Here is a 25,367-nt window from a genome sequence, read left to right on the forward strand (position 1 = left end):
TAAGGGATGTGCGTGAACTCAAGAAGGCACTTTATTAAATTAGTTTTATTGTCGTCTGGCGCAGCCTACTCGGTTGTGCTAAACGGCTGTACAAAGCCTGCTGATCTAAAGCTGCTCGAATCATCACGCACGGTTTACGATACACCCAAGTTTGGGATCCCTCACGCATACCTGCGTGATGGGGCACCGGTGTCAAAGCCGGTTCGGACTGTGCGGACGCCTGTTGCCGTAATCGGAACGGGTATTGCCGGTCTGAGTGCCGCTGCATTTTTAAACGACCACGGGATTGAAACCACGCAGCTCGAGAGTGAATTCAGACCCGGTGGTGCGGCCGTCAGTGCTCCGATGGGTGGTTTCAAGGCGCCACTCGGAAGCGTGTATTTTACTGACCTGAACGAAAACATGCAGCGCCTGCTTGATCGTGCCGGTGTTCACTCAGTTCACTGTCCGGCTGACGGGTATAATTTTGGCACCGGTGAAGTTGTTCGTGATATCTGGACAGATGCCACGCTGGATAGAGTCATTACCGATTCTGCCGACCGTGACGGGATGAAGCGTTTTAGAGACCATCTGCTTAATCTCAGAGTGGGATTCCCGGATTATCCGCTACCCGATGAAATCACAAACGAGTTAGTGGCATTAGACATTCCTGCGTACGACTGGGTAAAGTCATTTGGTTCACGTACGCTGCTCACCATTCTCAACTCGTATAGTCGTTCATCAATGGGTGCAATGCTGGAGCGGGTGAACGTTTACAACTTGATAAATTTTTATAGTGGTGAATTTGGTGATTCGTTTGGACTGCTGCGTCACACGTTCCCCGGCGGAACGTCGGTTTTTGCCGAGGCACTTGCTGCGTCGTTGCCTAATGTTACAACCTCCCATGTAGCGGTCCGTGTTGCCAACAGCGGAAAGACTGTAGATGTTGATTGTATTGATAGCAGCGGTGAGGTTGTTAGATATATCTGTGATCAGGTTGTTGTAGCCACTCCCAAATTCCAGGTACCGCATCTTATCCCTGAATTAGATCCGCATCAGGCGAAAGCCTGCAGTCAACTGTCGTACGCACCGTACATCACGATCCACGTTGTTAGTTCCGAACCCTTTATGGAGCCGGATCTGTACGACACTTGGAATCTTAGCAGCGAATTTGAAACTGATGTTGTAAACCCTGCAAGCGTTCCCGGTAGTCAGTTCAATAAGCACATTTCTTCGCTCTACGTGCCGGTTGACCGGTTTGCCCGTAGTTCTTTACAGGATCCGGAGTTGTTTGCGCGCCGTACCGCTGATATCGTGGACCGTTTTCTGGCTGCATATCCTCGGGAAAAACGCAATTCGGTTATCGAGGTGTATAGTTGGGGTTGGGGGCATGGAATGGTTATACCCTTTCCTGGATCGCACAGCGGAATTGTTCAGGCAGCCCGGCGTAGTGTAGGCAATATTCACTTTGCTTCAGCAGATAACGATGCAGCGCCGGCAATCGAGAATGCAATTTCGCACGGCTATATGGCCGCCATGAAAATTGTGGAACTGTTACAACCGTAGTTCGGACCGCGGGATGCCGGTGAGCGTAGGGGCATGAGCCCCTTTCAAGGGAAAAAACCGTCGGTGATGTGCGGAAGAGGGGACTTGAACCCCTACGCTCGTACGAGCGCCACCCCCTCAAGATGGTGCGTCTGCCAATTTCGCCACTTCCGCATGGGGAGCGCAAATATAGGAATGTAACTGTTACCTGCGTACAGCAATTTTGGTAACGCCACTTTCCTTTGAGACGGCACTGGTAACGTGGACAATATACACTCCGGGCGGAACCTCGTTCCCGTAGGCATCTCTGCCATCCCATGCAGCTTGTCTGCCCTTTGCCGTTAGCGCCTGCACAAGCACGCCACCGGGCGTAAGGATCCGAAGCTCCGAGTCGGCCGCCAGCCCGTCGATAATCACTTCAGAGTGCTTGCTCTGCTCGAACGGTTGCGGAAAAACTGACAGCTCGAGAGTTTGTGAAGGGGCTTTGGACGACGTTTGCACTACGCTGCATCCAAGGGTAGTACCCATGTACGCTAATCCGGTTTCGGGGTGGACGGCAACGGTACGCACGTTGTCATCAAGCAGCGGCGTATTTGATTTTGTAACTTCTGCAAGTACTTGGGTGCCATCTTCGTTTAATACAAAGACGCCTGCATTTGTTGCCACCCATTTGTAGTTTAATGCGTCAACAAAAATATCGTTAATCACAGATGCCGAGAGAGCAGTGATACGGCGGACATATGGAACCGATGTATTGGAAATACTGGCGGGATATGCAATTACGGCCACACCGCGTGCAGTGCCAATCCAGAGTGCGCCAGTTCTGTCGGTAGCAAGAGCATAAATCACATTGTCGGGCAGCTGCGAGTTACTGGTTCGCACAACGTTGCAAATGTCATCTGCCCTGTTATCAGTTCCTTTATCATTCCAAATTAGTAAGCCTAAGCCTGCCGTACTTCCCATCCATTTATTCATGGCACCGTCAATGGCAATTGTGCGATAGCTGTTACTGCGTGCGTCGGTGCAGTTTGCTACCCCCGATGAGTTGCCGGAATCGTCGATCTTGACAAGCACCTGGGTTGAGGCAAACTCATTCACAGCCCATGTGTTGCCGGAGGCATCGCTGACGGCATCGGCAATCAAACAGAAGTTGGAATCCTTGGGAATTCCCTGAACGGCACTGTTGGAAACCGTATACGATCGAAGGTCCACATCCCCGTTTGCATACGAACCAAGAATACCGCCTGTTCCCCAGGTTCCAATCATAATCCGATTGTTTTTCAGTGCACTGATGCGATAACAAGAGTTGCTCTGAAGCTCAGGATACTCTCTGACGGTGACAGACTTCCACGACATGCCATCGAAAATGGTAACCCCTGCAGCTTTTGAAGGCGGTTCGATATCGGTTGCTACCCAGAGTACCCCGTGGGAATCAAAACGCATGTGGGCAAACTGATTCGAGCCTGGTCCACCTATGGGTTTGGGGTGCACGGAGGTGCCGTCCCACACGTTGATTCCGGTGCCGTTAATAAAACCAACAATGCACGGTACACCATTCATCATTACCGCCTTGTGACCAATAAACTCACCGGGTGTCCAGTTAATGTTTACCGGTCCGTTGGTCGTAGCTACACCACCAATTGTTGAAAAGTAAACATTGTTATTAAGAGCTGAGAGACTGCTGATTCGATAATCGGTCCGCCCAACCTGCTCTGACCCGGAAACTGCGACGTTATATACTACCGTATCAGTACAGGCGTAAACGCCGGATCCGTTCTGTACTATGTGCAGGTACGACGTCCGTGGAAGACCGTTCGAGGCATCCAGGATCTTCCATACTGACGGCAGTCTGAGCGTTGGCGAATTTAGTGGTGCCACGGCAATGCCGGAATCGGTTGAAAGCCAGACCGAATCGCGGAACAGCGCAATATCCGTTACCCGTGTTTTTTCCTGCAATGTTCCGATTCTATCAACTGTTTCAATAAAGAGTCGTGTATTAAGGTCGAACAGCGTCAGTCCGAATTCCGTACCAATCATCAGAACACGCCCATTTTGTCTGAGTGACGTTATGCCGCGCCGGGGATACTGCATAGCTCGTTTAATGTCGGCAATGGGCGTCCACCGACCTGTAGAGTCAAGAATATCCATTGCTCCGTCAGCATGGCCAACAACAACCTGTTTCGTTGTAGTATCGCACAGAACAATCCGTGCGTCGAGTGACTGCAGCGCATTGATGTTCCGGTATTCTTGTTTTTCATCGGTATTAGGATTGTAGGCATACACACCGCCACTGGTAGCCACCCACAAAGTACCATTCCAGTCAATGTCAATGTCTCTGGTTGTGCGCATTGAGCTGATGGTCTGCCATGATCCGAGCGAAAGGCTCTGACCCATTGCAGGGAGTACAGCGGTAACCAGCAGGAGTGCAAGTCCGGATATCGTGTGCTCTACTGTTCCAAGAATACCTGCCGGTGGGCGCATCATCGTTGGTCTCCCATGGTAATTGTGTCAAGAACCGTAATCATTTCAAGTGCTGCGTGAGCTGCATCGGCTCCCTTATTGCCATGATTGCCGCCGGCACGGTCAAGGGCTTGTTCCATCGTAAGGGTTGTAAGTACACCCATAATCACGGGAAGGCAGTGGTGCACGCTAATCGAGTTCAGAGACTGTGCTACGGGTGCTGCCACGAAGTCAAAGTGCGGTGTTTCACCCTTCACAACGCATCCCAGTGCAATGATGGCGTTCGTTACTTTTTTGCGGGCAACAGCTTCTGCAAGAGTTGGCAATTCGAAAGTTCCGGGACAGCGTAGTACGCTAACGGTACAATGGGGATGGTCTGAAAGTACAGCCAGTGCGCCCTGGACCAGTGCATCAACCACGGTCCCGTGCCATCGGGCGGCAATGATGGTAATGTGTTTGGTACCGGTGGTGGACGTCTTGAGGGGTTCAGGGGTTCCGGGAGATGCCATCGTTAACTCTTCCTGGTGGGTGAATTTTGCGTTGTAACGAACGAACATGCATGATATTTACCTGCTCCTCACTCACTCCGTACGTGCCAATGGTGGCATCGTCATGGTCGCGTGTGCCGTGATAGTCCGAACCACCAGTAACAATAAGCTCGTGTTGCTGTGCCAGAATCCGATAGTACTCTGTTGTATGCGTCCAGTGTGACGGGTGATACACTTCGATACCATCAATGCCCATGCTAAGGAGCGACAGAAACAATCGCGGATCCTGGTAGGTCCGGCCCGGGTGTGCCACTACCAGAACACCACCCGCAGCATGGGTAAGGTTTACAGCATCCCGCACGGTGAAACGCTCACGTGGCGTATAGGCACAGCGTCCGCGGCTTAGCCATTTGTCAAAAGCATGCTTGTGGCTGGTGGCATACCGTTTGGCAACAAGAACGGCTGCAATATGGGGGCGGGTTACCGGTGCCTTGCCGGCAACGTCCAGAACCTCATCAAACGTGATTCGTATTCCGGCAACATTAAGTTTTCTTACCATCTCTCGGGCACGGTGTTCTCTATCGAGACGACTTTTGTGTTCATATTCAAGGACGTCGGGATTGGTAGCGTCCATGTAGTATCCAAGGCAGTGTACCTCGGTTCCGTTTTCGTAGCAGCTGATTTCGATACCGGGAATTACCGTGACGTGAGAAGCGACGGGCGTATTCTGAAGTTCGCGGTGAGCCATCATTGTATCGTGATCGGTAATGGCAATGGCTTTCAGGCCGGTAAGGCCGGCCTTGTTCAGAAGATCAGCGGGCGAAAGGACCCCATCGCTGAACACGGTATGCATGTGCAGGTCTGCGTAGATATCGGTCACGCTGCAAATATCTCCAGTCCATTGCCGAAATCCCGGCTGTCATCGTCGAGAATGGAAACAACCATTGCCTGTAGGACGGCAAACGCATCGACAGTGCTGCTTTTAAGGAGTTTCTCGGCATGCCGGATTGCGTGAATTCCTTTTTCGATTTTCCGGCTACCTAATGCTGACAGAGCCGACTGATATTCGCCAAGCGCAAACGGCTGAATTCCGGCTGCTGTTGCAGCGGTCGAGGCGTCGGCAGAGCGGATGGTTTCGGTGAGTTTCAACAGTTGCGTAAAGTATCGTGCGAGCATCGTCAGGATCAGCATTTCTTCGTGATTATCATCAACAAGTGGTTTTAAGATACGAATGGCTTCTGCCGGGTTGTTTCTTCCGATTGCGCGCTGCAAATCGAATACTGTAAATTGCTGGGAACCGCTTGTAAGCCTGACGATGTCGCGTGCGGTTGCCTGTGGTTTGCCTTCTAAAAACAATGCAACCTTCTCGATTTCAAGGGCAAGCATACGCTGGCTGCTGCCACAGCGGGCAATGAGTATTTCGGCCGCATCGCGGTCAATGGCGAAATGGTTCTGCTCGGCAGTTGCATGAACCCATGCCAGCAGTTGCGGATGCTTCTTGGCAGGATATTCATGCCAGGCTGCTGACTGAAAAATCGCCGTGAACGGCTGCTTAATCCCGGTGAGCTTTCGCTTGAACGCTGCACTCCCTCGCTGGCGAGCACCGGTTAATCCGGCTGCCTGCGGAACAGATGCGGTGAGTAGTAAAAATGTTGATGATGAGGGGTTTTGAAGGTATCCCAACAATACCGAGGCGTTCTTGCCTCGAGGTGGTGTGACCCGGTCAAAATGCTTAACCCAAATTGTACGGCGGGTACTCATCATGGGGAATGATCGGGCTATGGATACAATGGCGTCAGCCTGCATACCATCGCCATCCACAACATCTGTGCTCATGCCTCCGGTATCGCTGGCAGAGGCTGCCTGAAACAACCGTTCAGCATCCTGCTCAAGGGTATAGTCATCGTCGCCAAACAAAAGAAGGACGGGCGGGAAGTTCAGCGTTGTAAGAATTTCTTCAATCATGAGTAACACGTTCGATGGTGTGGTCCGTATCTATCGTTGTGTTGTGCGAGGATCCAGTGCGTCACGCAAACCATCGCCCAAAAGGTTAACGGCAATTACGGCAATTGCCATGGCAGCAGCAGGGAAAACCGTAAGGCCCCAGTTTGTTCCAAGTGCTATGTATCCGTACCCATCCTTGATCATTTGTCCGAGTGACGACATCGGTGGCTGGACGCCAAGACCGATAAACGAGAGTGATGCTTCGGCAATGATGGCAGTGGCAAACCCGGCAGTCGTTAGCACAATCACAGGTCCGGCGGCATTGGGCAGCATGTGACGGAGGATGGTGCGGACTGCACCAAAACCAAATGCACGTGTGGCTTCTACATACTCAGCTTCTCGGATGGAGAAGAACTGTCCGCGGACAATCCTTGCAATGTCAACCCAGGAACTCATGCCAATGGCAACAAAGGTCTGCCAGTAGCCCTTGCCCAGAATAACGCTGAATGCAATCACAAGGAGAAGGGCGGGGAATGACCAGACAACGTTCACAACCCACATTACACCGTCATCAACCCAGCCCCTGAAATATCCGGCAAAGGCACCAAGCGTAACGCCTATCAGGAGTGCGATAGCCTGGGCGATGAGCCCAACGGTCAGCGATACCCGCAAACCATAAATCAGTCTGCTGAACACGTCACGACCAAAACGATCAGTGCCGAGCAGGAACAGGGGCCGGTGGTGCCAGTCGTCCTGCGACGTTCCCGCAAGCTGCTTCAGGGCGATACGGTATGGTTCTCCCGAAGGATCGTGGTAGTGGACGGTATCGCCGGATATCGTGAAGTCGCTGACAGCTATAACACTGGGTACGTTGGGATTTGCAGGGTTGTGTTTTAACAGAATGTTTCCCCTAAACCCAGCCGGCTTAACACTGTATTCAAGAATTTGAGTGGTGGGTTCAAATGGTGTTATCCATGGAGCAAAGATGGCCATTGCTGACATGATACATATTGTTATCAAGCCTGCCAAAGCCCCTTTATTTTTTTTCAGTCGTTTCCACGTAAGCGTTACGATAGGAATCATCGCACCCTCACTTTCGGATCGAGCAGGGCGTTAATAATATCGGTGACTAAGTTGGTAATAACGAAAATCACCGCAGTTATCAGCACCGTACCCTGAATAACCGGATAGTCGAGTTTTTCGATGGCATTAAATGCTGCCAGGCCGATTCCCGGCCAGTTAAAAACCATTTCGATAAAGTAGGTGCCGGCAAGAAGGCCGGCAAACCATGCGCTAACGGTGGTGACAACAGGATTGAGAGCGTTTCGCAGGGCATGCCTGAAAAACACCTTGACGTTAGATAAGCCTTTCGCCCGGGCGGTGCGTACGTAGTCCATCCCTAAAACATCCAGCATGCTGGAACGGGTGATGCGTGCAATCACGCTCAATGGCCGAATGGCAAGTGTGATCATAGGCAGGGTAAGGTATTCCCATCCACGATCAATATATCCGCTGATAGGAAACCACTCCAGGATAACCGAGAACACCAGGATGAACAGCAGCCCAACAACAAACGAGGGAACACTAATCCCCAGCAGCGATGACCCCATCAGCGAGGTGTCGAGCCACGAGTTGGCCCTCCATGCTGCCCACACACCCAGTATAATACCAAGAACTGTGGCTATGAGCATCGATGTGGTGGCAAGCAGTGCCGTAGCCGGCAAACGGTCGGCAATGGTTTCAGCTACCGGTCTGCCGGTAACAAGACTCCGACCCATGTCGCCAGCAGTCAGGTTGCCTATGTAGTGTAGCATTTGAATGGCAAGGGGCTTGTCCAGACCCAGCTGTTTCTGAAGGTTCGCCACGCTCACAGAGTCTGCATGCTGTCCAAGAGCAACCCGTACAGGGTCACCCGGTGGTCTGATAAAGAACGTTAGTATTACAACTCCAAGGAGTACGGCAAGTGTGTACAACAACTGTCGGAGTGAAAGGGCATTTGCCAGTAGTTGGAAGAGTTTCATGGTGCGTCCGGCAATGAGTATTCCGACAGGGTTACGCGGGTAGGCTCCTGAACGTTCATGCCCAGGAGCTCACGGGCAATAAGCTGAAAGGTTGGCGTATAGTCTGTAAGATACAGCTGAGCAAAAGATCGCGTTGTATCCGTAACTCCATTGATCCAAGCTACATTAAGTGTTTGTGCTGCCTGTACTGAGGCTGCTTCGCCGCAGTCAATAAGCCGAACACCGGGGGCCATCTCCTGAATCAGCGGTGAGAGTAGCGGATAGTGAGTGCATCCAAGCACAAGGGTATCAATGCGCTGTGCCAGCAGAGGATTCAGATAGGTTCTGGCAACCAGTCGTGTTGCATCGGTATCAAGCCATCCTTCCTCAACAAGGGGAACGAAGAGCGGACATGCCTGGCTCATAACCGCGGCATCGCTGCGGTGAGCGTGAATACCCTGTTCATACACTCCGGAGGCAATCGTGGCCCTGGTTCCAACAATGCCGATACGTCCGCTCGGGCTAACCTGGGCGGCCTGCCTTGCTGCAGGTTCGATAACTCCAAGCACGGGTACAGGAAGGTGATACCTGAGAGACTCCAGTGCAACAGCGGAGACAGTATTACAGGCAATCACAATGAGTTTAACGTCATGGTCAAGTAAAAACGCCGCACATTCGGCTGCGTATTTGCGGACGGTTTCGGCGCTCTTGTTACCGTACGGTACGCGGGCAGTGTCGCCCAAGTACACAAACCGTTCATTCGGAAGGTGCATCATAAGCTTCCGCAGTACGGTAAGACCGCCAAGGCCCGAGTCAAATACACCAATGGGTTGTAGTTCTTCCGGCATATCGTCGAAAATACGCAGGGATAAGTACCTACTCTGCGTAGTTTACGGTTGTGAACCTCACCCTACGAATGCGGTTATCACTGATGTACGGGGCTGTGGCAGCCATCACAACGGTTGCCTTTGCCTTTATTGCGTATTACACAGTGATGGACGAGCTGCAGAATAATCTGGATGCTTCGTTGCTGCGGGCAGGCAACGGCTTACTTGCCGTAGTGCAGCGTGAGCACACACAACAGAACAGGCCACTCCAGCCGGTAAAGCAGCGTCGGAGGGATAGCCCCGACAATGTTTTTGAGTTTTTGCAACGATCGTCGCTACGGGAGTTCGTGGGTCCGATCCCTGTGACGGATGATGTTTTTGAGCAGCCACCCGACCCGGTATGGAGTGCCGTATATGAACACGTATTGTTGAATGCAAGTTCATTTTTATTACAGGTTCGATCGGCAAAAGGTGACATCGTCTGGAAATCCGACAACCTGCTTACTGATTCGCTGCCGTCACTTCGCAGTTTGCTGCCAACAGGGAAGGGAGATTCAAACCGGGTTTGGTCATGGTTTGAACAGGATGGAATTCGATATCGAATTGTTGTCATCGGAAGTTCGATAGCTGAAGTGGCTACCGCATACCCGGTTGGCGAAATTGATTTAATTCTGGTTCGGCTATTCAAGCTTGTACAATGGGGCTTCCCGGTAACGATTGTCGTCAGTATGTTTATCGGGTGGCTTCTGGCACGCAGGGCGTTGAAACCGGTGGACAGGGTGGTGAGGAGTGCGCGCAGGATAACGGCTGAAAACTTGTCGGAACGATTACCGGTACCGCCTGCGAACGATGAGATAGGCCGGCTTGTTGAAACACTGAACAGTATGATAGCGCGCCTCCAGCAATCGTTCGAACAGGTGCGTCAGTTTACATCAGATGCATCGCATGAATTAAAAACCCCGCTGGCAATAATGATGGGCGAGCTGGAGGTTGCCCTCCGAAATAAAAACGTGGGGGTGGAGGCCCGGGCAATCCTAACCAGTTGTCTGGAAGAAGTTGAGCGTTTAACGCACGTGGTACAGGGTCTTCTGGAACTGTCACGTGCAGAGTCGGGACAGGTTGTTATCGAGAAGGTGCCAGTTGATTTTTCGGTTATGATTGCCGATGTTGCCGATGTGATTGAACGGCTGGCAACGCGAAAGCAGATTACGCTGCACGTTGCCATTCAGCCTGACCTGATTGTTACCGGTGATGCGCTTCGACTACGGCAGGCTGTTTTGAATATTGTCGAGAACGCTGTAAAGTACACGCCAGCCGGTGGGACTGTTCATATTACGTTGCTTGCAGAGTTTAATGACGTGATTTTGCGCGTGAGTGATACCGGCATTGGAATTCCTGAAAGCAAGCTTCCGTTTATCTTCGACAGGTTTTACCGGGTTGATCAGGCACGGTCGCAGGATGTCTCTGGTACCGGCCTCGGCCTAAGTATCGTCCGCTGGATTGTTGATGAACATCACGGACGCATACAGGTTGAGAGTACCGAGGGCAAGGGTACAACCTTTAGCATGGTGCTGCCAAGAACAGTGTAAGTTTGTATCTCATTTCATTTTACATTACACCATGTTCGAACCGTTTCCAGACGATTTATCGTATCCAAAACTTGAAGAATCTGTTCTCGAATTCTGGGATGCCAATACTGTCTTCCAAACCGTACAGGATGCCCGAAAAGATGCCCCGGTTTTTTCGTTTTATGAAGGACCGCCAACTGTAAACGGACGTCCGGGAATACACCACGTGCTTGCACGGACTATTAAGGACACCATTTGCAGATACCGAACCATGCGGGGCTACGCAGTCCGTCGGCAGGCCGGATGGGATACTCACGGACTGCCCGTAGAGATTGCCGCAGAGAAGCGGCTGGGCATTACCGACAAGGCGCAGATCGAAACCATTGGCGTTGATGTGTTCAACAAGGAATGCAAGGCAATTGTTGATGAGAACATCAGTACCGATCAGGGATGGCGGTCGGTGACACGCCGAATGGGTTACTGGCTTGATATGGATTCGGCATATATCACCTGTACAAATAACTATGTTGAATCTGTCTGGTGGGCTCTGAAACAGTTTTTTGATAAGGGGCTTATCACCAAGGGGTTCAAAGTTGTTCCGCAAAGTCCTACCCTGGGTACTCCTCTAAGCAGCCACGAATTATCGCAGAATTATAAAGACGTTAAAGATCCTAATGTTTACCTGAATGTAACGATCACTCATTCCGCTCACCCCGAACTGGTTGGCGTTCAGGTGCTGATATGGACCACAACGCCGTGGACGCTGTTTGCCAATGTTGCGCTGGCAGTTGGTGCCAACATCGACTATGTTGTTGTGCAACACACCCGCCAGATTAAAGGGATACCCGAAGTAAGCGGACGATTTCTGATTGCCGAGAGCAGGCTCTCGGTGTTGCAGGGACCATACACCATTGAAGCCCGGTATAAAGGATCGGATATCGTGGGAGCTCGGTATGAACAGATTTTTTCTGACATTAAACTTGATATCGGGGCACACCCTCATGCTCTGACTATTGTCCCTGCCGACTTTGTAAGCACCGAAGACGGAAGCGGAATTGTGCACATGGCACCCGCCTTTGGACAGGATGACTACGAAGTGTCCAAGCAGTTTGATTTACCAATGCCTCAGCCTGTTACGGCAAACGGACGGTTTACGGACGACGTTGTGGCATTTGCCGGGCGTACTGTAAAAACATTTACCTATGCCGATCATACTGAAGAAGGGGCTGACAGGGATATTGTTAAAGCTCTGAAGGAAGCCGGTAAAATTTACCGTGCTACGTTTGACTACGTTCACAGTTATCCACACTGCTGGCGGACCGACAATCCCGTGATTTATTACGCCAGGGATTCATGGTTTATTACCTCACCACGCTACCGTGACAATCTGGTTGAGAACAACACAAAAATCTCGTGGCATCCACCGGAAATTGGCGCCGGACGATTTGGCAACTGGCTGGAAGAAGTCAAGGACTGGAGCCTGTCGCGCGACCGATACTGGGGTACTCCGCTTCCAATCTGGATCAGTGAGGATGGAACCGACATGTTTGCCGTCGGATCCATCGAAGAACTGCGGGAGGGTATGTACGAAGATGACGACGGAAGCCTGAGCCCCCTGAAAGAAAGCAATCGGGAGATCGACCTTCACCGTCCGTTTGTTGACAATGTTGTTTTTGTGCGCAACGGAAAACGATACCGCCGAACCACCGAAGTTGTTGACGTATGGTTCGACAGCGGAAGCGTACCGTTTGCCCAGTTTCACTATCCGTTCGAAAACAAGGAAAAGTTCGAGAAGGAATTTCCGGCTGACTTTATTGCTGAAGGAATCGATCAGACGCGCGGATGGTTTTATACGATGCACAATATTGCAACTGCGCTGTTTGGATCGGTTGCATTTAAAAACGTTATTGTCAACGACCTGGTTCTTGACAAGGACGGACAGAAAATGTCGAAGTCACGTGGCAACACTGTTGATCCATTTTCGCTGTTCGGCACATACGGCGCAGATGCTATTCGCTGGTATCTCATGGTCTCATCACCAGTCTGGAAGCCGAAGTTGTTTAACGAAACTGACATTGCACGTACGGTTGTAGCCGAGCTATTCAGATCGATAACAAACGTGTACGACTTTTTTGCAATGTATGCCAACATCGACGGATTTGCCGCAACCACGCCTGCTCCGGCCGTTGAAACCCGTCCGGAGATTGATCGCTGGATTGTATCCCGGTTGCAAACTGTGCGTCGGGACGTTATGGAATCATTCGATGAGTTCGACATAACGTTGGCATGCCGGACTATTCAGGAGTTCTGTATTGAGGAAGTCAGTAACTGGTATGTTCGCCGCAATCGGCGTCGGTTCTGGAAGGGTACTATGGATGCCGACAAAGAATCTGCCTACCATACATTGTATGAAATTTTACTTGGGGTAACTCAGCTGATGGCACCGGTTGTCCCGATGATCAGCGAAGCGATTTTTCAACGACTAAAAAAAGAGTCGCACCAAGTGAGCATACATTGTTGTATATTGCCATTGTTTGAGGAAGCACTTATTGATGCTGAACTCGAACAACGGATGAAGCAGGCGCAGATAATTGTATCGCTTGCACGTTCTTTAAGAGAAAAGGCACGAATAAAAACGCGGCAACCGTTACGAAGAATTCTTCTTCCAGTTGATGGCCCGGCAGCACGCAGACAGATTCAGTCTGTACAGGACATCATCATGGAGGAGATCAATGTAAAAGAAATTGAGTATGTATCGGATGACACAAGTATCGTTCGGCGGAGTGCACGACCAAACTTTAAAGTTATAGGGAAAAAGTATGGTGATCGCACCCAGCTTGTTGCAGCGGCAATTCGTACCATGACTAACGACCATGTGCGGAAGTTGGAACAATCTTCGGTTTTGGCATGTACAGTGGGAGATGAAATTGTTCAGGTGGAATACGAAGATGTTGAAATTATCAGCGAGGATATCGAAGGATGGCTGGTAGCTTCCGAGGGAACAATTACGGTAGCTTTAGATACTGAAATTGATGATGTCCTCGAACGTGAAGGTCTGGCACGTGAGTTTGTTAGCAGAATCCAAAAAATCCGTAAGGATTCGGGCTTTAATGTTACCGACAGAGTGAGTTTAGTCCTGGTTGGTGACGACGAAACATATAAAGCACTGGTATCCATGCGGTCGTACATTGTAATGGAAACGCTGGCGACATCGCTCGAGCGGGGGGAACAGCCCGAAGGGGTTGATCTCGAGATTAACGGGCGCTTCGTCAACGTGCGCGTATTGCGCGACTGAAGCTTGTGCGTCCATCGACGCACGCGTTTTCATTCACTTTTTATCGGAGGTTTATTTCTATGGCAGTTGCCAAGAAAGCCGCCAAGAAGCCAGCCGCCAAAAAGGCCGCTGCTCCTAAGAAGCCAGCCGCAAAGAAGGCTGTTGCTAAGAAACCGGTAGCCAAGAAGGCTGCCGCTAAGAAGCCAGTAGCCAAGAAGGCTGCCGCTAAGAAGCCAGTAGCCAAGAAGGCCGCTGCTAAGAAGCCAGTAGCCAAGAAAGCTGCTGCTAAGAAGCCGGTAGCCAAGAAAGCTGCCGCTAAGAAGCCAGTAGCTAAGAAAGCTGCTGCAAAAAAAAAAATGAGCTAGCCCGAAACGGCAACTCATTTAATCCGGTTTCGCAACAGACTTCGTCGAAGACGTCAGCCGTCAGCAGGCAGATGTCAAATGCGTCTAAAAATACTATTATAGAGATGAAGAATCAGGAACAAACAGCGAGAAAGCAGGAAGTGACGAAAAAGAAGTCTAACTCGAAAACCGGAAGCACATCACAAGCTGCTCCTGTGCGATCCACAGGAGCAGCTTCTGTTTCAAAACAGACAAAAACAACAAAAGCTTCAAAAGAAACAAAGGTGGTTAAGGCCGCCCCACTTGTACCGGTTCAGCCAAAGCCGAATGTTAGGTATAACGATAAGGACCTTGAGATGTTCAAGGTTAACATTGAACATTCCAAATCGGATGCTCTGGAAGAATTACGGATGCTGCGTGAGCGTCTTGACGATCTGACCAGCAGCGAGATGGCCGAAGAGAGTGCTATCTATTCTATGCACATGGCCGAGCAGGGATCTGAAGCAATGGAAAAAGAAAAAACCTATGCTCAGATTCAACGCATCCAGGAATACATCCGGAAGCTGGATGAAGCACTGATGCGTATTGATGAAAAAACGTACGGTATATGTCGGATGTGCGGAATTAAAATCGCCAAGGAACGCCTGCTTGCTGTGCCGATTACAACGTTGTCGGCATCGTACAAAATTCATCAGCAATGTCCGGAAGACGGCGTTGACCGCATTGTGGCAAAGCCCGGTGGCGTTATACGATAGTGCTACATGCGGGTTTTCCGATTCCATTTGATTGCCGTGGCCCTGGTACTCCTGGATCAGTGTACAAAGCTTGCCGTTAAGGGTTTTTCGTTTATGGGCATTACCCATCAGGGGATGTACCTTGGTCAAAGTGAACCGCTCATCGGTGACATCGTCAGGCTAACATTTGTTGAAAATCCCGGAAGTGCCTTTGGTTTAGAATGGGGATCAGCGAAAATTGTCTTAACGCTGGCAACCGTGATCATTGCAGCTGCACTTGGCTGGTACCTCTATAAAATCAGAACTGGAAGTATGCTTCTTCAAACGGCAATAATGTTGCTTCTGGCCGGCGCTGTTGGTAATCTTATTGATCGTACATTCTATGGCGTTGCCTATGGTCAGGCAGGACTGTTCCTTGGCAGCGTGGTTGACTTTGTGCAGCTTGATATTCCCGATATGAATATCATGGGGACGGTGTGGACACATTGGCCGGTTTTTAATGTGGCTGATTCCTGCGTTACCGTTGGCATCGCCCTGCTGCTTGGGTTAGAGATCGTTGCCGGCTTCAGAAAGAAAAAGGGTCCCACTGCTGAGCCTAACACGACCGATCATCAGGCACCGTAAGTGCCGCAACCATGAAGAACCCGGCTGAACAGTATCCCGAGAAGGTGGAGTTCACATTTACATTGAACGTTCCGCAACGTCAGACGCCTGAACGGATCGATGCATTCATTTCGCGTAGTATTGAGCATGCTTCACGGTCACGTGTTCAGCGTGCTATAGAACGCGGTACGGTTACGGTGAACGGTAAGCCCACAAAGTCAAACTATAAAATTCGTCCGGGCGATGTAATTCACGTTCTCGTTCGCAAACCTCCGCCACTGGAGTTAATCCCCGAAAATATACCGCTGGATATTCTGTTTGAAGATGAACATCTTATCGTCATCAATAAGATGCCCGGTATGCTGGTGCACCCCGGCATCGGCAACAGGTCGGGGACATTGGTGAATGCAGTTCTGTGGCATCTCGGACAGCGGGAGGCCGTTCCTGTCCTGGGTAATCGTGAGTCACTTGCCGATTACGACGATACAGATGATGACGGCGAGTCAGACGGCGATGATGGTATGGAGGATGGCATACTGGAAACACCTGACTCCAGTCCCTCCGAATTTCTGTCTGCACAAGCCGTACGCCCGGGTATCGTCCATCGTTTGGACCGCGACACGTCGGGAGTGATGGTTGTTGGAAAAAACTATGCTACAACACTGCACCTTTCTAATCAGTTTGCTCAACGTATAGTTCAGCGTGAGTATGTAGCTCTTGCATGGGGTGTTATGCAGGATGATGCCATGCTTATTGAAACCAATATCGGACGCAGTACAAGAGATCGCAGACTGTATGCTGTTGTGCAGCGCAATGGGAAATACGCTGCTACGCAGGTTGCCGTTGTAGAACGCTACAACTGTGCAACGTTGATTACCTGTAAGTTGCATACAGGCCGGACACATCAGATACGGGTTCATACAAGTTGGAAACAGCACCCGCTCGTGGGCGACAAAGAGTACGGAGGTGCAGATTCAGTGCTCAACGGAATCCACCATGCGTTTCGGCCTCAGGCACGACAGGTTCTGCTCACTATCCAGCGGCAGGCACTGCATGCCCGATTGCTTGAATTTGTACATCCAGCAACCAGGCAACCTATGAAGTTCACTACACCTGTCCCAGAAGATTTCCTTTCGGCTATTCGTACAGTACGTCCTACCGAGGCAGGGCCGCTCCCCCCATGCCTTTGCTAATTGCACTTGCGCGTCGCTTAATATAAGCCGAAGGCCTGCCGGCATTAAACCGCCTTGGATTGGGGAGTACCGCTACAAGCAGTGCCGATTCCATTCGTGTTAACCGTGCCGCTGTTTTACCAAAGTAATGTTGTGCCGCCGCTTCAACACCATACACACCGTCGCCCCACTCCACAACATTAAGGTACATTTCCAGGATTCGACGCTTGCCCCATACTGCCTCGATACAGTACGTGATTCCAACCTCAAACGCCTTCCGTACCATCGTCCTGCTCGGTACCAAATACACACTTCGTGCTGTTTGCATACTTATGGTACTGGCACCAAGGGGCGGACGTCCGCGCTTGACCCTTGAGGGGTTAACTCTCTTTGCACGGTCAACTGCACGCCAGTCCACGCCGCCATGAATCAGGAAGGCCCTGTCCTCACTGGCAATGACTCCGCGCTGTACCCACGTTGACATTTCATCAATCGATACCCAGTCGTAGTGAAGCCCTCCCGAGTATTTTGTGAACGGGGCTTCGGCCAGACGCCAAATCATGAGCGGCGTGTAACAGGGTGGAAACCATCGCAACAGAACAATACTTACAATGAATAAGCCGCTAACCGTGAGGATATTAAGCCATAAACCACGAAAAAGTTTTTTCCACATGCTCTGATTTGGGACTTTACGTTTGTTAGGTTTGCACACGAAATAATTGACAAAAGTAATGGAAATCACATTAAAACCACTCGATAGGGAAATTTGTAGGATCCTTCAGGACAATGCCCGACTCAGTTTGAGCGAGGTGGCAGACAGGGTTGGAGCCTCGGTTCCAACAGTCAGTGAACGGGTAAAAAGACTTGAGGCGAACGGTGTGATTCGTGGATACCATGCTGTAATCAGTTCCGATGCTCTTGGGTACGACGTGACGGCATTCATCTTCGTTGATGCAGAATCAAGCGATGTTTACAGCCAGTTCCGGAGGAACTGTCTGAAACATGCCGATATTTTGGAGGTTCATGCAATTACCGGAACGGCCTCACATATTGTTAAGGTTCGCGTCCGCAATACCTCGCAGCTCGAGGAACTTTTAAGCGTAATGCAGCGCTGGAAAGGGGTTACGCGCACGGTAACTCATGTTGTGCTGAGCACGCACAAGGAAACACAGAACTTGGAAATCAAACCAACATCCGCAGAAAGTAAATAAAATGCACACAAACGCAACCGATGTACCCCGGTCAGCAAAACTTGTTTCTGATACGTTAACGGAGGCCTTTGCCGATGATGTTTTAACAGCCGACCAACTGCGTCAGCGCTTAAGCAGGAGTGTGTGGGAGTCAATTAGTAACACAATTGATAAAGCCACGGTGATCGATAGTGCAATAGCCGACACGGTGGCACTGGCAATGAAAACATGGGCAATTGAAAAAGGGGCTACCCATTATTCACATTGGTTTCAGCCCCTTACAGGTCTTACAGCTGAAAAGCATGAATCGTTTGTTGTACCCACTTCAAACGGGTCGGCAATTTCGCAATTCAGCGGGAAGGAGCTGATTCAGGGAGAGCCCGATGCATCCAGTTTTCCAAGTGGTGGTCTGCGTGCTACCTTCGAGGCCAGGGGCTATACGGCATGGGATCCAACATCGCCCGCTTTTATTGTCCGTCATGACAACGGTGCCACATTGTATATCCCCACGGCATTTGCAAGCTGGACGGGTGAGGCACTGGATCACAAAATTCCGCTGCTTCGGAGTACGAATGCACTCAATCATGCAGTTCTGAAAGCACTAAAATTATTTGGTGATTCTTCGGTTGAAAACGTAACAAGTGCCGTTGGTGCAGAGCAGGAGTATTTTCTGGTCGACGCTGAGTATGCCAAACGCCGACCTGACCTTGCACTAACCGGGCGGACGTTGTTTGGCGCACGCCCGCCACGTGGTCAGGAGTTAAGCGACCATTACTTTGGTTCGATACCAAACCGTGTACTGAGCTATATGACGGATGTGGAACAGCAGCTGTTCGCACTTGGCGTTCCGGTGAGAACCCGCCATAACGAAGTTGCACCCGGTCAGTATGAATTTGCCCCGCTGTACGAAGGTGCAAATATTGCAGCCGACCATCAGCAACTGGTGATGAAGGTGCTTAGGAATACGGCACGGAAACATGGCTTTGTTTGTCTGCTGCACGAAAAACCGTTTAGTGGAATTAACGGGAGCGGCAAGCACGTGAACTGGAGCATCATCACCAATACGGGAGTGAATCTTCTGGAGCCTGGCGATACTCCATTTGAGAATATGATGTTTCTGTTTTTCTGCACGGCAATTATCCGTGCCGTCAACCTCCACTCAGACTTGCTGCGTATTAGCGTTGCTACAGCATCGAACGATCTACGCATGGGGGCCCACGAAGCACCGCCAACAATTATGAGCATTTACCTTGGCGCAGAGCTGACCGACGTCTTTGAACGCATCGAGAGTGGTAAGGCCGGAAGTAAACGGGCTCGTGGGCTGCTGGGGTTAGGCTCACCGGTGCTGCCTCCGATACCGTTGCACAGTGGTGACCGTAACCGGACGTCACCATTTGCATTTACGGGTAACAAGTTTGAATTCAGAGCCGTGGGGTCGTCGCAGACCATCAGCTTTCCGGTAACGGTTCTAAACAGTATCGTTGCTGAATCAGTGATATATCAGTCAGCACAGATCGAAGCTCTTCTGGCTTCGGGCGAACAGTTCGAAAACGCACTGCGCACTGTGATTAGTTCCACCTACTCCGAACATAAACGTATTTTGTTTGATGGCGATGGTTATAATCCTCAGTGGATTACAACTGCTGCCGAGCGTGGTTTGCCCGTTTATGCATCATGCGTTGATGCCTATGAACAGTTAACCTCACAGAAGAATATTCAACTCTTTGAGCAGTTGCAGGTGTTTAATGCCCGTGAACTCGAAGCCCGACAAGAAGTGCTGTACGATCAGTATTTTAAGACTATCAACATCGAAGCAGAAACCACAGAGTGGATTGCCCGTACAATGATTGTCCCCGCAGTATTTGATTTTATCGCTCGTACCCAGTTGGTACAAACGCACAGCACGTTTGCGCAGGAAACGCACCACAAGCTGGTAGAGGCAATAGACAAGTTTGGGAGCGCTCTTGGAGAGCTGCACAGGCAAAATGTTGAGCTGGGTGGCAGCGATGTACGGAGCAAGTGCACGCACATGGTACAGAATGTGCTGCCTGCAATGAAGGCTGTCCGCCACGTAGCCGATAAACTTGAGCGCATCTGTGACTCTGCTGTATGGCCAATGCCGGGATACCGCGAAATGTGGCTGGTTCGGTAAAGACGGTGCTCGTTTCTACGGTTCATTGTTCGGAGATCACTCCGTGTGATGATGGTGCAATTATTGCTAGGTGCCAACGCAATGGAAAAGCTCCTGGTCTGGATGTTTCTCGCATCGGTATCAACCGCACTGTGTGCCGTATCAATCAGCGGCCCGCGGGTGATATGCGGTCAAACCGACATTGTACTGTCGGCACCCGCAGGGATGATCCGCTATTCGTGGAATACCGGTTCAACCGACAGACAGATCACTGTAACGTCGGCCGGGACCTATACCTGTACTGTAACTCTGCCAAATGGTAATATCGACACCGGCGTAGCCGTTGTTCGTCAGGCCTTTATTCCGCATCCTTCGATTGGTAATCCGGTTGAATATCTGTGTGCAGGTGATCAGCTTCGGCTGGAAGCACCAACCACATTCGTGTCGTACCGCTGGAATACCGGGGATACCACAAGTTCCATCCGGGTGACTCAGGAGGGAAGGTTCCGTCTAACAGTTGTTGATACCAACGGATGCACGGGTACGTCAGACGAAATACTGGTGCTGGTTATTCCAAAACCTGTTGTCAGTATTCAGGGGCCAACGTCGGTGTGTAAAGATGGTACACTTGTTCACTATGTTTCCGGACAGTACAATACTTCGTATTCCTGGATGGCTGATGGTGGTGTGGTGGAAAGCGGGCAGGGTACACCGGCTGTTAAGGTACGGTGGAGCAGGTCGGGTTCTCTCACCGTCCGTGCCGTTACCACCCGCCCCGATGGTGGTGTTTGCACCAAGGATACCACGGTAAAGGTTAACGTCCTGGCATCGGTGAAGCCAACGATATCATATACGCGACGAGATATCTGTACCGGTGACTCCGTGCAACTGACGGCGGTTACCGGCGGTAACGTTGTCTGGAATACCGGTGACACAACCCAGACCATCACCGTGCGGAACGGAGGTTACTACTATGTAACGGTTACCGGAGTTGACGGATGCTCAGGGGTAAGCGATACTGTTGAAGTTATTGAGTTTCAGAAACCGCAGATCACGATTACTGGGCCCCGCATCCTGTGTCCAGGAAATTCCGCTGTCCTGACCGCATCCGATACGCGGGGAGAAGTTGTTCGCTGGGTGTGGAATACCGGGGAGCAGGGTAGCAGCATCCGGATCACTGCACCCGGAACCTACTCGGTAACCGGAACAACGCTTGACGCATGTTCAGAAACCACGTCGATCACTCTTGGAGTGCAGCCTCCAATAGCGATGAGTGTTCCTGATGTCAACGTTGGAGTTGTACCCACAGGACTGTATGTTCAGCCTGTAGTACAAGTCGCTAACAATGGCGTGAACGATGTTAGCGTTATTTCGGTTCAATCATCATCGCCGGTTACCGTTAAACCGCAAACACCACGACTGGTGGGTGCCGGAACACGTCAGAACTTTACGGTTCAGTTCCTGCCTCTTGTTCCCGGTGCATTTTCAATAACGCTCAGGTGGGTGCTGATGGACTCCGAGTGCCAGGATACGATAACTTCCAGGATCACGGGGATTGCCGTTGGTGACACCATCACAGGCGAGGTAAGTATATCCATCCCCGATACCACAGTACCGGTTGGCACTTTTCTGAACATCCCGATTCGGCTGCAGTCAACCCTGCACTTTAATGGTTCTACCACAGTCCGGTTTACGGTGCGTACTCCACGGAATGCACTGAATGTGCTTGGGTCAGGAGGGTGCAGTATCGAACGTGTAGCTCAGGAAGCTACAGACAATGTGTACCACATTTTATTTGCAGGCTATCCATCGGGTCAGGCAGATACCACAGTGTACCTGAACGTTCAGACCATGCTACGAAGGCCGGAGCGTGCTCCGGTGACAGCGGATAGTGTAACCCTTGAGAACGGCGTTGTTCCATTGGCAATGTATCACAACGGTTCGGTTGCGATAACCGGCTGCTGGATTGAAGGCAGACTGGTAACGTTTCAGCAACTACATGCAACACTGGTGGTGTACCAGCTAAACGGACAGCAGGTGTACCGGCAAACTTATAACATCACACCTGAAGAAATCCGTGGCATTGTAAACAAACTTGGAAGTTCAGGTACTCCGTTCCTTGCAGCAGTGTATTTGGCGGACGGAACGTATTACTGGAGCAGCTTTATTGTTGCACAGTAAACAATGGTTCTGTCCGCAGCCAATGCTACTCAGACTTCTTTGTAACCGACTTTCTGGATGCAGGCTTTTTTGCGGCCGACTTCCTTGCAGCAGTCTTCTTTACCGCACGTTCGGGTTTGGCTGGTGCCGATTCGGACTGTGATTCTGCCAGTGCCAAACACTCGGCAAGAGTAAGCGCTGCAGCATCAGTACCTTTTGGAATTCGATAGTTGTCCTTACCAATTTTCAGAAACGGTCCCCAGCGTCCTTTTAGAATCTGCACATCAGGATTTTCATTAAATATTTTGATTAGACGTTCGGCAACTGCTTTTTTCTTTGCCTCGATGAGTTCGATTGATCGTTCGATTGACACTGTTCCGGGATCTTCGCCTGATGGAATGGAGGCAAACATGCCGTTGTGTTCGATATACGGACCAAACCGTCCGATTTTCACGACTACGGGTTGTCCTTCGTAGTCACCAACAACGCGTGGAAAGCGGAACAACGCCAGAGCCTCTTCAAGAGTAACTGTTTCCATGCTCATTGCTGGAGCAAGGCCCTTTTGTTTTTTATCCGGATCATCAGAGTCGCCGATCTGTGCAATGGGTCCGTAGCGTGCCAGCCGGATTGTGACCGGTTTCCCGGTTTTGGGATCGGTACCCAGGTGACGTTCACCGCTCTGGCGTTCTGCCGTTGCCGACGTTTTGTCGAGAGTCTCTTTAAACGGACCATAGAACGCCGAAATCATGGACTGCCACTGCAGCTTACCGTGAGCAATCTCGTCGAACTGCTTCTCTACGCTGGCGGTAAAATTATAGTCCATAATTCCTTCAAAGTGAAGGAGAAGAAAATCAGTCACGATTGAGCCGATGCCGGTTGGAAAGAGTTTATTTCGTTCTTGCCCGGTATTCTCTGTTTTCACAATACGCTGGATCTCGGAAGGGGCTATGGTCTCTGTATTAAGATTCAGCACTAATTCGCGAACCTCGCGTTGCTTGCCGTCGCGATCTTCTTTTACCACGTAATTCCGTGACTGTATCGTACCAATTGTTGGTGCATACGTGGATGGACGTCCGATACCAAGTTCTTCAAGTTTTTTAACAAGTGACGCCTCGGTGTATCGGGCTGGGGGGCGGGCGAACCGTTCCTGAGCCCGCACTGCCTGTGCATCCAGTTTCTCATCAACGGCAAGGGGTGGCAGCATCTTGGCATCTTCCTGGTCATTCTCCTCGTCGGAACTTTCCATATACAAGTGCAGAAAACCATCAAATGCCAGCATTTCGCCCGTTGCCGTGAGTGTTTCCGGTGTTGTGCTGATACCAATGGTTGCAACGGTTTTTTCCAAACGGGCATCTGCCATTTGTGAAGCAAGGGTACGCTTCCAGATCAGGTCGTACAGTTTTTTATGTGCTTCACTGGTTCCGGCACTTTTCTTTGACACATCGGTTGGCCGAATAGCTTCGTGAGCTTCCTGTGCGCTGGCCACGGTGGTGGTGTACCGGCGGGTTTGAACGTATTCGGCGCCAAAGGATGACCCAATGTACTCTGATGCGGCGCTAATGGCAACATCGGACAAATTCACTGAATCGGTTCGCATATAGGTAATGTGTCCGGCCTCGTACAAATCCTGAGCCAGCTTCATGGTACGTGCCAATGAATAGCCCAGTTTGCGTGAAGCTTCTTGTTGGAGTGTTGACGTGGTAAACGGCGCAGAGGGTGACTTCTTACCGGGTTTTATTTCCAGATTTTGCACATGGAACAAAGCCCCCTTACACTTCTCAAGGAAGGTACGGGCTTCGGTTTCGGTATCAAACCTTCGTGGAAGTTCGGCAGTAAATGACCTGCCGTTTTTCTGAAACTCGGCTTGAATTCTAAACTGAGAGGTTACCGTGAAGGCCTGAATTTCTCGTTCCCGTTCAACAACCAGGCGGACGGCAACGCTTTGCACTCTGCCGGCCGAAAGGTTGCGCTGTACCTTGCGCCACAGCACCGGCGAAAGTCCAAAGCCAACCAGTCTGTCCAGAATTCTGCGTGCCTGTTGAGCATCAACCAGAGCTATGTCAACGCTACGGGGTTTTTCGACTGCCGCCTGAATTGCTTTCTTGGTGATCTCGTGGAACACAATGCGCCGTACTTTTTGTGGTGGCAGTTCCAGCGCCTCCATCAGGTGCCATGCAATAGCCTCACCCTCGCGGTCTTCGTCAGTTGCCAGCCATATTGTTTCTGCCTTGGCGGCCTGCTTTTTCAGATCTGCGACGATTTTCTTTTTATCTGCCGTGACCTCGTATGTGGGAGTAAATCCATGTTCGATATCAATCGCCTTGTCGTTACCCGGCAGATCGCGGATATGTCCCATTGATGATGTGACAACAAAGTTGTCACCTAAGAACTTTTGAATTGTTTTGGCCTTACTCGGCGATTCTACGATAACTAGATTCATGATATGTTGAATTCACAAGTTGACGGATTATGGCATACAGCGAAAATTTGCAGCGAATGTGATACCGGGACGAAACCAAGCGACTCTGCCACTGAATTTCGGATGGCATCAATAGCTTCGTTGCGGAACTCAACAACTCTGCCGCACTCGGTACAGATAAGGTGGTCGTGGTTTGGCATTCGTGACGAAAGCTCAAAGTGAGCGCTTTCGCCCTGAAATCTGTGTTTGGTTAAAATGCCGCACTGCGTAAGCAAGTCCAGAGTAGAATACACCGTAGCGCGGGATACCCGTTCACCACGGTTATTGATTTCAAAATAAAGCTCATCGGCCGAGAAATGTCGGTCCAATTCGGCAATTGTTTCCAAAATCCTGTACCGCTCCTGAGTAGCCCGGTACTTCTTTCGGCGGAGGAATTCTGCAAACTGATTTTGCAGCTGTTCGAGTTTTACGTTTGCTGACATAGACAGCAAATATAGTCTTCGTATTTTTGGTCGTCATTTCTGAACCA

The 25,367-nt window shown here is 50.6% G+C and carries 20 protein-coding genes and 1 tRNA gene; 10 read left to right on the forward strand and 11 right to left on the reverse strand.

The features are described 5' to 3' along the window. The first annotated feature begins 12 nt into the window (after positions 1–12). The gene (locus HRU79_10905; protein QOJ27121.1) at positions 13–1,545 is read left to right on the forward strand and encodes an FAD-dependent oxidoreductase; all 1,533 of its coding nucleotides are present in this window, start codon (positions 13–15) and stop codon (positions 1,543–1,545) included. Positions 1,546–1,614: 69 nt separating this feature from the next. On the opposite strand, the gene HRU79_10910 is transcribed toward HRU79_10905, so the two are convergent. The 8 genes from HRU79_10910 to HRU79_10945 form a co-directional block, all read right to left on the reverse strand. Further along, positions 1,615–1,698 (reverse strand) — tRNA-Leu (locus HRU79_10910). Positions 1,699–1,728: 30 nt separating this feature from the next. Continuing rightward, complete coding sequence (locus HRU79_10915) at positions 1,729–4,008, reverse strand: hypothetical protein (protein QOJ27122.1); 2,280 nt, start codon at positions 4,006–4,008, stop codon at positions 1,729–1,731. Then, complete coding sequence (locus HRU79_10920; protein ID QOJ27123.1) at positions 4,005–4,493, reverse strand: 6,7-dimethyl-8-ribityllumazine synthase; 489 nt, start codon at positions 4,491–4,493, stop codon at positions 4,005–4,007. The genes HRU79_10915 and HRU79_10920 overlap by 4 nt, the downstream gene beginning before the upstream one ends. After that, a complete protein-coding gene (locus HRU79_10925) occupies positions 4,471–5,352 on the reverse strand; it encodes a PHP domain-containing protein (GenBank protein QOJ27124.1) in 882 nt (293 codons plus the stop codon). The genes HRU79_10920 and HRU79_10925 overlap by 23 nt, the downstream gene beginning before the upstream one ends. Further along, on the reverse strand, positions 5,349–6,437 hold the full coding sequence (gene holA / locus HRU79_10930; protein QOJ27125.1) for a DNA polymerase III subunit delta: 1,089 nt from the start codon (positions 6,435–6,437) through the stop codon (positions 5,349–5,351). The genes HRU79_10925 and holA overlap by 4 nt, the downstream gene beginning before the upstream one ends. A gap of 30 nt (positions 6,438–6,467) precedes the next feature. After that, complete coding sequence (locus tag HRU79_10935) at positions 6,468–7,499, reverse strand: ABC transporter permease (GenBank protein QOJ27126.1); 1,032 nt, start codon at positions 7,497–7,499, stop codon at positions 6,468–6,470. After that, entirely contained in the window at positions 7,496–8,437 is a 942-nt protein-coding gene (locus HRU79_10940; GenBank protein ID QOJ27127.1) for an ABC transporter permease, read from the reverse strand. The genes HRU79_10935 and HRU79_10940 overlap by 4 nt, the downstream gene beginning before the upstream one ends. Beyond that, a complete protein-coding gene (locus HRU79_10945; GenBank protein QOJ27128.1) occupies positions 8,434–9,264 on the reverse strand; it encodes a glutamate racemase in 831 nt (276 codons plus the stop codon). Before HRU79_10945 ends, HRU79_10940 begins: the two co-directional genes overlap by 4 nt. 50 nt (positions 9,265–9,314) lie before the next feature. On the opposite strand from HRU79_10945, the gene HRU79_10950 reads away from it, so the two are divergent. From HRU79_10950 to HRU79_10975, 6 genes are all read left to right on the forward strand, one after another. Further along, positions 9,315–10,832: a HAMP domain-containing protein gene (locus HRU79_10950; GenBank protein ID QOJ27129.1), complete on the forward strand. Its 1,518-nt coding sequence runs from the start codon at positions 9,315–9,317 to the stop codon at positions 10,830–10,832. 31 nt (positions 10,833–10,863) lie between these two features. Next, positions 10,864–14,106 (forward strand): isoleucine--tRNA ligase, encoded by a 3,243-nt coding sequence (locus HRU79_10955; GenBank protein ID QOJ27130.1) that lies wholly within the window; start codon positions 10,864–10,866, stop codon positions 14,104–14,106. 59 nt (positions 14,107–14,165) lie between these two features. Next, a complete protein-coding gene (locus HRU79_10960) occupies positions 14,166–14,450 on the forward strand; it encodes a histone H1-like repetitive region-containing protein (GenBank protein QOJ27131.1) in 285 nt (94 codons plus the stop codon). 104 nt (positions 14,451–14,554) lie between these two features. Further along, positions 14,555–15,184: a TraR/DksA C4-type zinc finger protein gene (locus HRU79_10965; GenBank protein ID QOJ27132.1), complete on the forward strand. Its 630-nt coding sequence runs from the start codon at positions 14,555–14,557 to the stop codon at positions 15,182–15,184. 6 nt (positions 15,185–15,190) lie between these two features. After that, positions 15,191–15,787, forward strand: coding sequence for a signal peptidase II (lspA, locus tag HRU79_10970; protein QOJ27133.1), 597 nt, complete (start codon positions 15,191–15,193; stop codon positions 15,785–15,787). Positions 15,788–15,798: 11 nt separating this feature from the next. Beyond that, complete coding sequence (locus tag HRU79_10975) at positions 15,799–16,959, forward strand: RluA family pseudouridine synthase (protein ID QOJ27134.1); 1,161 nt, start codon at positions 15,799–15,801, stop codon at positions 16,957–16,959. Here HRU79_10975 and mtgA read toward each other — a convergent pair. Then, entirely contained in the window at positions 16,922–17,611 is a 690-nt protein-coding gene (gene mtgA / locus HRU79_10980) for a monofunctional biosynthetic peptidoglycan transglycosylase (protein ID QOJ27135.1), read from the reverse strand. The two genes, HRU79_10975 and mtgA, sit on opposite strands and share 38 nt — an antisense overlap. 58 nt (positions 17,612–17,669) lie before the next feature. Here mtgA and HRU79_10985 point away from each other — a divergent pair, with 58 nt between their 5' ends. From HRU79_10985 to HRU79_10995, 3 genes are all read left to right on the forward strand, one after another. Then, on the forward strand, positions 17,670–18,149 hold the full coding sequence (locus tag HRU79_10985) for an Lrp/AsnC family transcriptional regulator (protein QOJ27136.1): 480 nt from the start codon (positions 17,670–17,672) through the stop codon (positions 18,147–18,149). A 1-nt stretch (position 18,150) separates the two neighbouring features. Beyond that, positions 18,151–20,280 carry a glutamine synthetase III gene (locus HRU79_10990; GenBank protein ID QOJ27137.1) on the forward strand — a complete coding sequence of 710 codons (2,130 nt, stop codon included), beginning with the start codon at positions 18,151–18,153 and terminating at the stop codon, positions 20,278–20,280. An 81-nt stretch (positions 20,281–20,361) separates the two neighbouring features. Continuing rightward, positions 20,362–22,440, forward strand: a complete 2,079-nt coding sequence (locus HRU79_10995; GenBank protein ID QOJ27138.1) for a hypothetical protein — start codon at positions 20,362–20,364, stop codon at positions 22,438–22,440. 25 nt (positions 22,441–22,465) lie between these two features. Here the strand turns inward: HRU79_10995 and topA are convergent, their stop codons facing one another. Beyond that, entirely contained in the window at positions 22,466–24,859 is a 2,394-nt protein-coding gene (gene topA / locus HRU79_11000; protein ID QOJ27139.1) for a type I DNA topoisomerase, read from the reverse strand. After that, positions 24,856–25,320, reverse strand: a complete 465-nt coding sequence (locus HRU79_11005) for a transcriptional repressor (protein ID QOJ27140.1) — start codon at positions 25,318–25,320, stop codon at positions 24,856–24,858. Before HRU79_11005 ends, topA begins: the two co-directional genes overlap by 4 nt. Between the last annotated feature and the right edge of the window lie 47 nt (positions 25,321–25,367).

Source organism: Ignavibacteria bacterium (assembly GCA_015709655.1).
Classification (GTDB): domain Bacteria; phylum Bacteroidota; class Ignavibacteria; order Kapaibacteriales; family Kapaibacteriaceae; genus OLB6.

Bases quoted from the DNA above. Each gene is read 5' to 3' on its own strand.
- HRU79_10940 (QOJ27127.1), bottom strand. From the start codon at position 8,437: ATGAAACTCTTCCAACTACTGGCAAATGCCCTTTCACTCCGACAGTTG.
- HRU79_10920 (QOJ27123.1), bottom strand. From the start codon at position 4,493: ATGGCATCTCCCGGAACCCCTGAACCCCTCAAGACGTCCACCACCGGT.
- HRU79_10945 (QOJ27128.1), bottom strand. From the start codon at position 9,264: ATGCCGGAAGAACTACAACCCATTGGTGTATTTGACTCGGGCCTTGGC.
- HRU79_10995 (QOJ27138.1), top strand. From the start codon at position 20,362: ATGGAAAAGCTCCTGGTCTGGATGTTTCTCGCATCGGTATCAACCGCA.
- HRU79_10915 (QOJ27122.1), bottom strand. From the start codon at position 4,008: ATGATGCGCCCACCGGCAGGTATTCTTGGAACAGTAGAGCACACGATA.
- HRU79_11005 (QOJ27140.1), bottom strand. From the start codon at position 25,320: ATGTCAGCAAACGTAAAACTCGAACAGCTGCAAAATCAGTTTGCAGAA.
- HRU79_10955 (QOJ27130.1), top strand. From the start codon at position 10,864: ATGTTCGAACCGTTTCCAGACGATTTATCGTATCCAAAACTTGAAGAA.
- HRU79_10990 (QOJ27137.1), top strand. From the start codon at position 18,151: ATGCACACAAACGCAACCGATGTACCCCGGTCAGCAAAACTTGTTTCT.
- HRU79_10965 (QOJ27132.1), top strand. From the start codon at position 14,555: ATGAAGAATCAGGAACAAACAGCGAGAAAGCAGGAAGTGACGAAAAAG.
- holA (QOJ27125.1), bottom strand. From the start codon at position 6,437: ATGATTGAAGAAATTCTTACAACGCTGAACTTCCCGCCCGTCCTTCTT.
- mtgA (QOJ27135.1), bottom strand. From the start codon at position 17,611: ATGTGGAAAAAACTTTTTCGTGGTTTATGGCTTAATATCCTCACGGTT.
- HRU79_10975 (QOJ27134.1), top strand. From the start codon at position 15,799: ATGAAGAACCCGGCTGAACAGTATCCCGAGAAGGTGGAGTTCACATTT.
- topA (QOJ27139.1), bottom strand. From the start codon at position 24,859: ATGAATCTAGTTATCGTAGAATCGCCGAGTAAGGCCAAAACAATTCAA.
- lspA (QOJ27133.1), top strand. From the start codon at position 15,191: ATGCGGGTTTTCCGATTCCATTTGATTGCCGTGGCCCTGGTACTCCTG.
- HRU79_10960 (QOJ27131.1), top strand. From the start codon at position 14,166: ATGGCAGTTGCCAAGAAAGCCGCCAAGAAGCCAGCCGCCAAAAAGGCC.
- HRU79_10935 (QOJ27126.1), bottom strand. From the start codon at position 7,499: ATGATTCCTATCGTAACGCTTACGTGGAAACGACTGAAAAAAAATAAA.
- HRU79_10985 (QOJ27136.1), top strand. From the start codon at position 17,670: ATGGAAATCACATTAAAACCACTCGATAGGGAAATTTGTAGGATCCTT.